9 protein-coding genes and 1 pseudogene are annotated in these 13,083 nt (G+C 38.4%); 4 read left to right on the top strand and 6 right to left on the bottom strand.

What is annotated here, in order from left to right:
• Positions 1–75: 75 nt before the first annotated feature.
• From AC2UZJ_RS11600 to AC2UZJ_RS11575, 6 genes and pseudogenes are all read right to left on the bottom strand, one after another.
• A pseudogene (locus tag AC2UZJ_RS11600) lies at positions 76–333 on the bottom strand (transposase); the annotation flags it as partial.
• Between the two features lie 129 nt (positions 334–462).
• Entirely contained in the window at positions 463–3,366 is a 2,904-nt protein-coding gene (locus AC2UZJ_RS11595; RefSeq protein ID WP_486950316.1) for a type III restriction-modification system endonuclease, read from the bottom strand.
• A complete protein-coding gene (locus AC2UZJ_RS11590) occupies positions 3,366–5,330 on the bottom strand; it encodes a DNA methyltransferase (RefSeq protein WP_486950315.1) in 1,965 nt (654 codons plus the stop codon). The genes AC2UZJ_RS11595 and AC2UZJ_RS11590 overlap by 1 nt, the downstream gene beginning before the upstream one ends.
• A 430-nt stretch (positions 5,331–5,760) precedes the next feature.
• The gene (locus AC2UZJ_RS11585) at positions 5,761–7,473 is read right to left on the bottom strand and encodes an ATP-binding protein (protein ID WP_486950314.1); all 1,713 of its coding nucleotides are present in this window, start codon (positions 7,471–7,473) and stop codon (positions 5,761–5,763) included.
• A gap of 199 nt (positions 7,474–7,672) precedes the next feature.
• Positions 7,673–8,698: a hypothetical protein gene (locus AC2UZJ_RS11580; RefSeq protein ID WP_486950313.1), complete on the bottom strand. Its 1,026-nt coding sequence runs from the start codon at positions 8,696–8,698 to the stop codon at positions 7,673–7,675.
• A gap of 16 nt (positions 8,699–8,714) precedes the next feature.
• Entirely contained in the window at positions 8,715–8,921 is a 207-nt protein-coding gene (locus AC2UZJ_RS11575; protein ID WP_486950312.1) for a helix-turn-helix domain-containing protein, read from the bottom strand.
• Positions 8,922–9,986: 1,065 nt separating this feature from the next.
• Between AC2UZJ_RS11575 and AC2UZJ_RS11570 the strand changes: the two genes are divergently transcribed.
• From AC2UZJ_RS11570 to AC2UZJ_RS11555, 4 genes are all read left to right on the top strand, one after another.
• Complete coding sequence (locus tag AC2UZJ_RS11570) at positions 9,987–10,940, top strand: S49 family peptidase (RefSeq protein ID WP_486950311.1); 954 nt, start codon at positions 9,987–9,989, stop codon at positions 10,938–10,940.
• A gap of 9 nt (positions 10,941–10,949) precedes the next feature.
• Positions 10,950–11,822 (top strand): DsbA family protein, encoded by an 873-nt coding sequence (locus tag AC2UZJ_RS11565; RefSeq protein ID WP_486950310.1) that lies wholly within the window; start codon positions 10,950–10,952, stop codon positions 11,820–11,822.
• A gap of 1 nt (position 11,823) precedes the next feature.
• Positions 11,824–12,075, top strand: coding sequence for a hypothetical protein (locus tag AC2UZJ_RS11560; RefSeq protein WP_486950309.1), 252 nt, complete (start codon positions 11,824–11,826; stop codon positions 12,073–12,075).
• Positions 12,076–12,308: 233 nt separating this feature from the next.
• A complete protein-coding gene (locus AC2UZJ_RS11555) occupies positions 12,309–13,079 on the top strand; it encodes a ParA family protein (RefSeq protein WP_486950308.1) in 771 nt (256 codons plus the stop codon).
• Positions 13,080–13,083 lie beyond the last annotated feature (4 nt).

Raw genomic sequence — 13,083 nt, 5'->3', positions numbered from 1 at the left:
ATGCGGCACGCTCACTCAGCGTAAATCGCGTCATCACGTACTCCACAACGGCCTTTTTACTGGCGGGCTTTACCACTTTTTTGACACGACATCCTTCAACGCCTCATTTTCCAGTAGCTTCTCCGCCAGCAACTTTTTTAACTTAGCATTTTCAGATTCGAGCTCTCGAAGTCGCTTCGCTTCATTCACTTCCATGCCCGCATACTTACTACGCCAGTTATAAAACGTACCCGATGAAATACCGAGCTGACGACATAGGTCGCCAACCTTGGCACCGGCCTCATGCTCTTTAATAGCACGGATAATTTGTTCTTCGCTGTAACGCTTCTTCATGGTGAGATCTCCCAGTTTAATGGAAATCTCATCAACCTTATGGCACTGTTTTTGGGGGATAGGTCAGAGCGAACCTTAGCTCCTAACTATTTTGTCCGCCCACTATTGCAATCAAAATAAGTCCATCTTTTATGTTACGAGTGACTCGCGCAGCAAATCAACGATTTTATCTTTAGAGAACTGCGTCTTAAACTCAACAGCCACTTCCTTATTAATACTAGAAAATAAGGCTTTGGCATGTTGTATTTTCTTCCTCTCTTCCTTTCTAAGATCATCGTCACCTAAAACATTTTTTGTCTCAATAACAAAGTTAAGGATTTGCCCTGTGGTGGTTTTCACTACATAGGCAAAATCAGGGGAATAAGTAAAACCACCTGCTATGGGTATCTTTATTGAGTTCTTGGGGATTTTGGTAAAAACCACTACATTTTCTATGTTCTCTTTAGTTATATTTTGATGTTCAAGGTCTGAGTCATAAAACACCTCATCAAAAAAATAAGTTGATAATGGCAATGTATCAGAATCATTGAACTGGCCTATGTCACTAGCGTCTACGGCATCTAACGGACTACCTTTTTCATTAGTTAGTTTAGTAGGGTGTACCCGGTTAGATACCTTGTTATATCCTATGCTAAATGACTGAAAAGAACGCATGAGTAAAAAGCGTTTAAATCCAGCGACTAGCGTTTTTACCGTTCTCATATTTAGGTAGCTCGTTATATCTAGCTGCTCTTGAAGCTTTACAAAGGCTTGATGTAGTGTTGATTGCTTAATCAATGCGTCCTGAGCCAATCGAGCAATAAAAGCTGGGTAGCTCATTGTGCTGTATTGAAGAAAGCTACTATCTTCTACCTGTACATTCTCTATGAGACGCGCCTTACCTTGTTCAATCACAACCTTCTCAGTGCGAGTTCTAATGCCTGAAACAGTAAGGTTATTTACTTCTGATTTCAAATACTCAAGAAACAGCTCTAAAAACTCATCTTCATCTTTGATCTTATATTCAAGTATCACTTTCTGGCAGATCAATTCCCATAGATCTTTTAGCTCATGGTATTTCCCTTTACGTAACGTGACCCGCTGACGAGGCTTATCATTTGCATTGATAATTTTATTCTTCGCTACCGTTTGCGTAAATGCTGCTGAATACAGCTCTTTTATCTTGGCATAGCTATCCGAAGAAACAAACGCATCATTTCCATCAATGACATTTTCATCATTCAGCTTATTTCGTAAATCTAATGCAGATAGCCCATCATAAACGCCTGTGATTTGCTCTATAAGCTCAGGTGTTAATTTCGTAGGTATTACTTCCTTATATGAGCTTTCATTGACCTCTTGAACAAGCTGTTCAGTAAAGTTTTTTTCCGTTAAGTCTACATAATAATTAAGATAAAACTGTTCATCTTTTACACGACTCATGTATTCGTTAACAGGTAAGCGTAACCCTCTACCAACTTCTTGTAACTTGGAAATCGTACTTCCACTTGATCGAAGCTTACATATTTGAAAAACGTTGGGGTTATCCCATCCTTCGCGCAACGTCCACTTGGAGAAAATGAAACGGCGTGGATTATTAAGCGATAATAAGCTTTCTTTATCATGCAAAATCTCATTTATTTCCAACTCGATTTTGTCATCTTTATCCGTATTGTCTTTAGAGAAATAGCCACCATGCACACGCGATACATCCTGTACCGTCTGCTCTAAATACTGTCGATAAAATGGATCACTCTCCGTCTTTAATCGTTTTTTCGCCTCTGCTACAACCCATTGCTCAAAGTTGTCTTTTAACGTGCCTGTAATGCCCTCTCCTGCTCTATAACCAGCAATATCATCAATAAAGAAAAGGGTAAGTGGTTTAATGCGTGTCTCGCGTGTCAATAGTTCGCGCTCTAAGTCAAAATGACCTTTAATTGCGCTAAGGATCATGTCATCTTGGACTGTTTGTGAGTACGAGTAAGGACTAATGGCATCCTTTTTCTTTAGTTCCACGCCATTACTCAATAGAACGGTACTCATGTTCAAATGCTCAATTTCTAATCCATGGATAGCAGAATGTATTTTTGATAGGCTCTCACCCTTAGCAAGCTTATACTTTGTACGCTCATTATTTTCTAGCAATTCAAAGGTAGCTTCTTTGCCTGTTGAATCTACAAACGTTAACCGTGCTGCATCCACACCTACCACTTCTGAGATATGCGTTTGTATACCTTTAACAAGGTTATTATTAAATGAATCCACAGCCGTTAAGCGATAGAGTAAGTTTTTATATTCTTTAAAAGTTGCACCATAACGAATGATGTATTGGGCCTTAAACTTTTCTATATTACTCCACGTTTTCTTCTCTGTTGGAAAACGGTGTGGCTCATCAATAATCATGATAGGTTTAACAGCAGCAATCGCTTCAAAGGGTATATCGTATTGCTCATTAAAGAGGCTTACATCATAACGCTCAGACAGTGAAGGTGAGTTCACCATACCTGAGTTAATAACTAGCACATGGATATACTTTCTATTGAAGTTGTTAGCCTGCACAAACTCTTGGATAGCTTGAGGCATATAGCTTTTATTACTTCTACCTCTTTGGCTCTCTACAAGGTGCAGTTTTACTTCACGGTCATACTCATCACGAAAATGCTCTTTCATTGCCTCACTTTTGAGGAAATTCACGGTTCCTGCCTTAATGGACAAGGTAGGCACAACAATCATGAACTTTGTCACGCCGTATGCCTTGTTTAGCTCAAACATGGTTTGGGTATAGGTATAAGTTTTCCCTGTACCCGTTTCCATTGATATATCAAGAACTGAGCTATCAACATCGTAATATTTTTTATCTATTTCTATTTCATTTCTATTTTGTACAGCGTGTATATTTCGAGTATAAATTTCGACAGGTAGCGTCAAGTCAGGGTTCGCTAACGAGTGCCTATCAACTTGTTCAACCTGAACATCGTTAAACACATCTAATACAGCCTGTACTCCGACTTGCTGGTGAGGCAGATTTTTTTCAAATGTAAATCCTTTAGTCATTAGTACCTCACGATTAAGTCTAGTTCGATGGATTTTTTGTTTGCATAGCTTTTTAACGCATCATTGATCTCTAACTGTTTGCCGCTATCAAAGTTACTTCCATACAAAACAATCTTATTTGGCGCAAATGATTCATCTTCATCTAACTGCTTTAATAGCGTGGTCAGTGCTTCGGAATGAAAATTTGGGGCAATAAAATACAAACGACTATCACACAAATGGGCTTGATACCCATCCAAAGAAACATTGACTACTGGTGAAGTCAGTAAGCTGCCATCATATACTCGCCAAGTAGTCAGCAAAGCTACGTATTGCTCGTCACTCAGCACGGCATCATCAAAGAAAGTTTTATTGCTCAAGCTTAGCTCTGCATCCGCATCAGCTCTAAAATCAGGAATGGTATTAAATAATTTAAAGCCTAAGTCACCTTCATACTCAGGATGTTCTTCTTGTATTTTCTTGGCGGCACGGTGAATACGCTCTTTACTGATTTGAGAAATGGTTTTATAACCTGCTTTACGGGCCTCTGATTTTTCTGGCGTAGGCTCAGGCAGTTGAACCATAACAAATTGACGATTGGCTCCATCTTCTGCATTGAGTTGCATAACAGCATGAGCAGTTGTTGATGAACCTGCAAAAAAATCGAGAACTATATCCCCACTCTCTAAAACATAAGAGAAAAGTAATTTTAAAAGAGCAACAGGCTTAGGGTTCGTAAAAATAGTTTTATGCTTTGGAAACAATGCTCTTACATCATAAGTACCAAGCCTACCATCTAAGATTATATTGCTTGGAAGTTTTTCCTCATAAGTCGCGGCATATACCTTTAACTCAATGATTTTGTTATGATCCTCACCATATAAAATTAAATCTTTTTTAATTAGATCGCGCATGGTATCCTCTGGGAATCTATAACCCATTAAAGGCTCTTTACATGGTTTCTTTGTTACAGGGTGAATAATATCGTATCTATAACCTTCCTTGCCGGGGTTGTGAACACTCTGACTTCCAGTGTAAACACCACCCTTATCAATATACCTATACCTGTCTAACTTCCCTAAAAAGCTTCTATTTTCTCTAAACCAGTTCGTATACTCACTCTGTAGTTTTTTATCAGTTAGTCCTTTTTCAATTAGCTTTTTTCCTATTTTTATTAAAACATTTTTAGCATCAGACTCTTGTGACTTCCAAACTGGCATACATTTACTAAGGATTTTGGAGTAAGCAAGAATGTACTCATGCTCAATGGCTACTCTAGTAGGATTATTATCGGTCGCATTTTTCCAGCATAATTGCCCTATAAAATTCCTTTCTCCAAATACCTCATCACAGATCAATTTCAATTGTGCAACTTCATTGTCATCAATAGAAATAAAAACAACCCCATCATCACTCAGTAGCTCACGCGCTATATAAAGGCGTGGGTACATAAAAGTAAGCCAAGCACTATGGCTATTAGAGCCTTTATCTGTAAACTCTAAAATACGCTCGGCCTCATCTAAATCAATGCCTGCTAACTTATTTAATTGCTCAGGTGTAAACTTACGATCATCTTGATACACAAAGCCATCGGAACCAGTATTGTATGGAGGGTCGACATAGATCATTTTTACCTTTTCGCTATAAGCATTAACCATGTGCTTTAGCACTTCTATGTTGTCACCTTCTATAAATAGATTTTCGCTGTTTTTATTTTGTTCTTCTTGGTTATGTGCTACATCCTCTGTAAGTAATGTCTCTGGTGGCAGGTTAGCAAGCAGCCTTGCATAAGATTTCCCTAACCAATCCAATGAGTAGCTTTCAGTTGTTACATCGACTCCTTGGTCTTGAATAATTTCGATTAATTTATCTTGGATAAAGCGCCCGTTTTTATCAAAGCATTGCGGAAAATGATGCTTCAATACAGCTACCTGCTTACTATTTATAGTCTCTACATTCGAGAACAAGGTTTCTTTTTCGATCATCCGTATCTCAACTATCCAATAATTAAAAGGCTCTCTTGGTTTTACCGAGAAAGCCTAAAAAGTTTTTTTATTAACTCTCGCAATGAGGTAGACGCACCACCTCAAAGTCTAGCCCCTCTAAACAAGGCCATAAAAAATTGGCCCTGTGTTTTTATAAACAATAGGCCGAACCCACTGTAGATCATCAGGCATAGTTATCCTCTTCTTGTTAAGAAATCATCAGACAACAAAGTACATCAATGACTAAGAAGTGGATATACGTATTTAGCGCAAATACGGTTTAGGTATAACACTAGATTATATAAAAAATAGAGCTAATTCTCTTTTTACATTTATCAATAATTGCGCACTAATAACTCACAATATCATTTACGATTCAATTATAGAAATAATTGCGCAGTAATTGCGCAAATTTCAATTTGCTGCTCAATTACTCATTGATCCACTCATAACTGGCTCCTGCACCATGGCCAAGACTTTTAAGCTGTGGGTGATCATCACGCAACTCGCGTAGCAATCGAGTAACTTGACTACGGTCATAACGGGTGATTTTTCGGATATCTTTATTTTGTAACCCTGACTCACCTTTACGCGCTCTTTCTATTAAAATACTGAGTACACGTGCTTTAGCTGCTTCTAAGTCAATGCGCCGACGCATTTCACCTTGATCATCATCTGATAAGCGGTTATACAGATCTGGATACATACTCCAGTAGGCTCCTCGCCCCGTTCCACCATGCTCAATGTAACCACGTTGCTCCAACTCGGATACTGTTTCCCTCACCTCAGCTTCTCTTCGCTGACATAATTTAGCCGCCAGAGCTATATCCATCTCTGGATGCTTGAGCAAATACTGTAAAATAATCAGGCTATCAACACTCAAGTCACGGCCTGCCGTGCTTTCTTCAGTAACAAATAATCGAAATGCCGCATTAATTTCACGCCTAAAAAACACCACAGTGACAGACTCACCGCTTTCACGAATAACAGGAGGCTCTTTACCTTCCATAAGCATCGTACTAAACATACGACTAATACCAAGATTAGTACGGTTAACCAAACGCAAACGGGTAAGAGCCTCTACAAGTAATGGGTTTCTAGCAACAGGCTGATGGTGAAGAATATTGTCAGGATTAATACCACCTATAAACCCCCCGTTATTACTAATTTCAATTCGATTTGAATACAGCTTTACCATCACAGGGCCTGATAACCTTAAATCACGATGACAAAAAGCATTCATCAAAGCTTCACGTAAAGCAATGGCTGGCCAAGTGCGATACTCATAGTGAAACAAGCCTTGCTCGACTGTAGTGATTGGATTAAAAGGCACTAGCAGCTCTTCAATACGCTTAACAGATAAAGGTAATGCGCTCACCTTATCTTCACGTATACCGTAAGTTGTATCAGTACCCATCTGTAAGAAAGTCCAACCACAACCTGGTAAGTACTCACGTAGTGCCTCTTCAGTACCCGCTAATAGAATAGCTGCTCTTGTTATTTGTCCGTGACGGATAAGACCTAGCGTATTTAATAAATCAAGATCAGATAACTGCAGCAAATCTTCAGGTGCTCGCTCTGCTTTAGCTAGGTTACGCAGAGTTTCCATTGCCGTTGCAGAAAACAATCGCGAATCCATTGATCCCACTGTTTCTGCAGTGTAATCAGTTTCACCTGTTTCTACACTAATCTTACCTCTCAAGGTTCCCGTTAACGGCTGACAGTCTTTACCTATACGAATAGTGCCACGCCCAGAGCTATCTGTATAAGGAGGCATGCCAGGATAAACCTGCATCAATAAAATGCGACCTGTACCATATGGCACTGCAAATTCTTCAAAAACTGGCATAATTTTTGGATCAGTCTGATCGTATACCGCTTTTTTAAGTATATTAATATCAACCTCAAGAGGCACACCAAGGATAGCTGCTTCTTGCCCTATAAGTCGATCAGACACTCCGAAGACAACTGTACCGCCACCACCGTTAGCCATACATACAGCCATTTGAACAATAGTTCGGACAGCCTTATCACGACTTTTCATATCCCACTGTTTAAAGTCGAGATCCTGATCCTCTAGCTCATCAGCAATGCAATGATCAAGCTCAAGCAGCAAGTCTTTGATTTGACCAACAGTCCGCATACAACCTACCTATTTAATAAATAACTAAATAATATTTATCCTGATAAGACAAATACCCAACGTGGAGAGATAAACACATTAACAAACCTTAATGTCTACTAAGCTTGGCTTAGAAAGTAAACGGATGCAGCCTTGTGTTCACTATGTAATCTTTAAACTAAGTTGACCAATAAGATTGCATTAACTACAGTTTTTCTTCTTACCTCAAGCTCTTAGGAAGTTCAGGCAACACGCTATAAAGATTACGCCGACCCTCTATGTAGTTTGCTTTTTTAACACCCTTAACAAATTCTGCATGTGGTTTACATATATAACTCACGTCTTTAAGACTACGCCCATCTAGGATTTCTTGATTTTCATACCCCTCTAATACTTCACTTTTCACTAGCTCATCTAGTGCTGTATTCATTGCCTCTATGTTGCGATGCATACGAGGTGAAATATTGCGTGGTGTCTGTGATAAGTAACTCATTAAATTAAAATTGTATGTATGCGATTGACTGGCTTGTCGCCAATAGTGACTAATACGCTTAAAAATATGACGAGCTAACGGATTTTTCATGCTCATTGCTAATTTATAATTGAACATGCGGTAATCCACATTAACAATTGCAGCTATGACCATGGGATGAAAACGTACAAAACACCTAGTGGATGGAGTATTTACATAATTCTTTCTGTTTACTAAGGTCACATGAGGGAAAATAGGTGAGTTCACAACGACCTCGCCTGCGTTCATATCTATTTTTAAGTTTGCCTTATTACAAACCGTTAACGCTTCAACAACTTCTGCATTACTATACGCTTTCCCTACATTTCTAAGCTCTTTTACCACTTCATTAACTGTAAAATGAACTCCCATCTCCTTACCTAAAATTTCTCCCTGCCCATTTGCGGCTAAAAACCTTAGTACATCTTCAACTGCCTCTTCCCTCACTCCGGGATAAACTGATACCCACTTTTTTTCTTTTGTTTTAGGGTCAACGCGCTCTAAATGTGCAGGTTCAATCGTAGCCTCATAGTCAACTCTATCTAATGTGCAACTTCTTACGATTTTAGGCTCTTTAGGCTGTCTACCAGCCCAGTTATATTTGGGCAACGCATCGTAAATAGAAATCGTGTTTGAGTGTATTAACTGCTTATGTAAACTCGAAGTATTATTCGACTTCTCTCCAAAAAAGTTAAATAACGCTAACTTAGTTTGCATGTTTTTGTCATCTGCCATAACTCCGACCTATCTTTTAATCTAGTTTTAGCTCTGATCTGAGTAACTTCCATGCCATGGGTGGGATTTTACGCTCTCCACTCTCCCAACGCTGGATAGTACGCTCAGTAGTGCAAATTAAATGTGCCATTTCTTTCTGAGTAAAGCCCACCTCTAACCTTAGCTGTCTCCACTCAGCAGGAGTAGGGCTGTAATATGACTTTGTTTTATCTGAACTTTCCATAAAAAAGAGGCCAAAGCCTCCCTCCTAGTTACTTGATTTCAATGACATCTTCGATATTGGCTTCTTCGTACAAGTCTTTAATGAATGTCTTTCACGATAAATATAATCATACACGACCAATTGACGTTACGCAAACTTTTAAAATCATTAAAGTAACAGTGTATTTATTTAATAAAATCAAATAGTTATGTGAATATTTGTTAGGTAAATAAAAAACACTAAGGTTCAAGGAATGATGGCAAAGTCAAAGCAAATTTTTTCACCATAACACAACTTATATCGGTATGAGCATACTCAAATGGTCTAAAACAGGGCCTAAATCACTAATTTAATCTTTTTCGTGGTGGATTTACTGTTTAGCAACTTAAATTAAAGCATTTTTTAGGCTAATAAATAGTGTTCGGAGGGTTCAAGGAGTCATGGCAAGATAAGCCAAAAAGAGGGTAGAGGGTTCAAGGAGTGACGGCACAAAGGTTCAAGGAGTCATGGCTTTATCCACAAAAACACACTATAAAATTCATTTTTTAAGTTTTCCCTTTGTTTTTTCACCATTTAAGTTAAAAAAAAGATAAAAATCTCTTCAAATAACTTAAAAACTAGTCAAAAAATGAACTAGGGTTCAAGGAATGATGGCAAGCACAGACTAAAAACCTGTGGATAACCTGCGAAATCTGTGGATAACTTTAAGAGGGTTCAAGGAGTGATGGCACAAAGGTTCAAGGAGTGATGGCACACTAAAAAAAATAAGTCTTTGATTTAAAAAGAAAATTGAGAAAAAACGGAAAACCCCCCTTTTTTATCCTTTTCCCTTATATTAACCCGCCTTTTTTAACTTGGATCACACTGTACATTCCATCATCATCTAAAACAATTTGCTCATCAAAAAATAACAGAAACAAAAAAGCCAAAAAAGGTCACTTCACAAACCTACAAAAAATTACTTTCTTTTAAGCTGATACCTAATCATTCACTCATGTAAGGGAATCAGCTTATGTACACTCTCACCACTTATTTACTTACCACATTAAAAATGCTTACCCTTGGTTTGTATTAGGAGTTATCAAGATGAAAACTGACAACTCCAAATGGGAACGTAGCATTATTGAAAATATTATTTCCTCTATGCAAAAGGAGCATCGTAAAGAACGACGATTCATTCTAATGATTCGGTTACTACGAACTCTTGGTTTTATTCTAATGATGGTTGCTGCAATTCTTCTGGCTAAACGATCTGATATGTTACCGTGGGAAACAAAAAAAAGTCAAAAGCCACATGCTGTTGTACTAGCAATTAAAGGGGCAATATTACCTGAAAACTCAAACAGTGCAGACCGCTTTATTCCTGCACTACAAGAAGCTTTTAAAAATGAATTTGCTAAAGCCGTCATTATTTCCATTAATTCACCCGGTGGTAGTGCAGTGCAAGCAGGACGTATCTACGATGAAGTCCTTAGCCTAAAGCAACAATATCCTGATAAACCTGTTTACGCAGTTATTGATGATATTGGTGCTTCTGGTGGTTACTACGTAGCTATTGCAGCCGATGAAATCTATGCAAATCGCGCAAGTTTAGTCGGTTCAATCGGTGTGATTACATCTAGCTTTGGCTTTGTTGATCTAATGGAAAAAATAGGAGTAGATCGCCGTACTTTTACCGCAGGTGAAAACAAAAACTTTATGGATGCTTTCTCTCCCTTATCAGCAGGTGCTAAAAAGTTTTGGGATAACATTTTAGATCAAACCCATCAGCAGTTTATTTCACGGGTTAAAGAAAATAGAGGCGATAAGCTATCAAACAATCCTGATTTGTTTACAGGTCTTGTTTGGAGTGGTGAGCAAGCGGTTGATCTAGGACTAATTGATGGCTTAAACAACATCCAAGCGATTGCAAGAGACGTAGAAAAAGAAGGAGTAGTAATTGACTACTCGCCTACTGATGACGTTTTCCGCCGTCTAACAAACCGTTTCAGCACTGAAATTCAACACGCTCTATCTAACAACTTAGGAATCCAGTTTTAAGGAATAGCCATGACAACAAAATCAACTAAAAACAAACTACTTATCACAAGCACAATTACAGCTCTAGCAATAGTTGGTGGCGGTATAGGCTATTTTTTACACAAACAAAACCAACAGCTCGAATTACTGCAAAATACATTGATAACAATGCAGCAAGCAAAAGCAGAAGCACCAACACCAACACCAACAGCACCAACATTAGATGCTGAAGCGTTTGAAAAAGCAGTGGAAAAAGCAATAGAGAATCGTATCACTCAAGAAAAAGAGCAAGTTAAGCAAGATCGCTTACAAAACTATCAACTGGCCTCTAACGACATTCCAGATGACAAGCACATCTACGGTAATTACAACGCTCGTTTCACTCTTGTTGAGTTTTCAGATATTGAGTGTCCGTATTGCAAGCGTTTTCATGACACACCAAAAAGCATCGTAGATCAAAGCAAAGGGCATGTTAACTGGCAATGGAAGCACTTACCTTTAAGTTTTCATAACCCGGTAGCAGAAGTCGAAGCACAAGCAACAGAGTGCGTAGCTGATATTGCAGGTAATCAAATGTTTTGGGTGTACTTAGACGAATTATTTAAGCAGACAAGAGGCAATGGACAGGGCGCAGACGTATTAGGGGTAGCTAACAGCTTAGGTATTGATAAAAAAGCGCTACAAGGTTGCTTAGATAGCGGCAAATTCAAAGAGAAAGTACAGAGTGATATAGCTCAAGCTACAAAAATGGGAATCAATGGCACACCCGCTACTTTTTTGGTGGATAATCAAACAGGTAAAAACCAACTATTAAGTGGCGCTCAACCTGAACAAGCCTTTATTGCTGCTATCCGTAAAATGGCGGCAGAGTCCGAAGAAAACGTAACTGAAAAGGAGCAATAATATGTGGGCTTTTATCAATGAAGATTTAATTAAAAACACTGAGTCGGGCTTATGCTTTGAAAAAAGAACAAATGATGATTGGCAAGTAACAAATCAAAGCTGGCACGAAGCGGTTAGTCGATTACCTTCACAGTCAACTATGCAATGGATTCGACAGACTCGGATAGCAGAAATAGAGTGTTCTTTGTGGGCATTATACCGACAACCCAAAGAGGCTATCGAGACGTTTACTTTTCCAGAAGTATTTTCTTAAGTGTTGGTAGAAGTAATGTAGGACTACTACTTTTCTTCTGAAGAGAAAAAGCGATCTTACGGGTCGCTTTTTTATTATCAAATTTCGGCATGCCGAAATAATACACTTGTTTTCAATGTTTAAGCGTGGAATAATAGCAGCTATAATATCACTTGATGACATTTAGGCGTTTAAGTATTATCGTGTAGTACGATAGTCTAAACGCATGTTAATTTGCTATAAGGTCTTTTTTTATGACACACATCATTAGCTTTGCAAACCAAAAAGGCGGGGTAGGAAAAAGTACTCTTTGTCTACAAATGGCTTTTTATTTAGCTGAGCAAAGCAAAAAAGTTTTAGTTATTGATTTTGATCCGCAAGGTAATACATCCTCTCGCTTAGCGCCTAAAAATGAAGATTTATCACCCTATTTTCATGGCACAAGCACTTTAAATTTATTTACAGAGGGGCTTGATGATATACAACCTTTATCTTGCCCGTCAGGTGTTGATCTGATCTATAGCTTAGTTAATGACTCTGAGTTATCTGAATTAGAAACCATTGAAGTTCACAAGGCATTAGTACCAGGTGAAAATCTACGATCTATTTTACCTCAGTATGATTATGTGTTGATAGATTGCCCTCCAAGCTTGGGCAGAAAGCTAATTGCGGCTCTTTCTTTCTCTACCCATGTCGTATGTCCAGTTCAACTATCTGGGTTTGCTGTAGATGGCGTAGAAGGACTGTTAACCACTATAATTGGTATTCAACAGAATATTAACTATGAGTTGAATATCGTGGGCGTAGCCATCAATAAAATGGATGCATCGGTAAGTCACGAGAAAGCACTGAATTATTTAAACGCTGAAATACCCGACTTAATTTTAAAGAGCATCATAAAACATCGTCCACCATTAGATCGAGCAACCAGTGAAGGTATACCTGTTTGGTCATTAGGTTATGGGCATGTAGCAGCAAGGGAAGTCAAAGCGTTATTAGATGAAATTTTAGAAAAGGTTATTTAAAAAA

This window comes from Paenalcaligenes sp. DL 309 (assembly GCF_057475285.1).
This window is presented reverse-complemented; position numbering and strand designations above follow the sequence as displayed.

What these genes read in the sequence shown, in the direction of transcription:
- AC2UZJ_RS11555 (WP_486950308.1), top strand. Translation starts at nt 12,309, where the DNA reads ATGACACACATCATTAGCTTTGCAAACCAAAAAGGCGGGGTAGGAAAA.
- AC2UZJ_RS11580 (WP_486950313.1), bottom strand. Translation starts at nt 8,698, where the DNA reads ATGGCAGATGACAAAAACATGCAAACTAAGTTAGCGTTATTTAACTTT.
- AC2UZJ_RS11575 (WP_486950312.1), bottom strand. Translation starts at nt 8,921, where the DNA reads ATGGAAAGTTCAGATAAAACAAAGTCATATTACAGCCCTACTCCTGCT.
- AC2UZJ_RS11570 (WP_486950311.1), top strand. Translation starts at nt 9,987, where the DNA reads ATGAAAACTGACAACTCCAAATGGGAACGTAGCATTATTGAAAATATT.
- AC2UZJ_RS11590 (WP_486950315.1), bottom strand. Translation starts at nt 5,330, where the DNA reads ATGATCGAAAAAGAAACCTTGTTCTCGAATGTAGAGACTATAAATAGT.
- AC2UZJ_RS11565 (WP_486950310.1), top strand. Translation starts at nt 10,950, where the DNA reads ATGACAACAAAATCAACTAAAAACAAACTACTTATCACAAGCACAATT.
- AC2UZJ_RS11560 (WP_486950309.1), top strand. Translation starts at nt 11,824, where the DNA reads ATGTGGGCTTTTATCAATGAAGATTTAATTAAAAACACTGAGTCGGGC.
- AC2UZJ_RS11585 (WP_486950314.1), bottom strand. Translation starts at nt 7,473, where the DNA reads ATGCGGACTGTTGGTCAAATCAAAGACTTGCTGCTTGAGCTTGATCAT.
- AC2UZJ_RS11595 (WP_486950316.1), bottom strand. Translation starts at nt 3,366, where the DNA reads ATGACTAAAGGATTTACATTTGAAAAAAATCTGCCTCACCAGCAAGTC.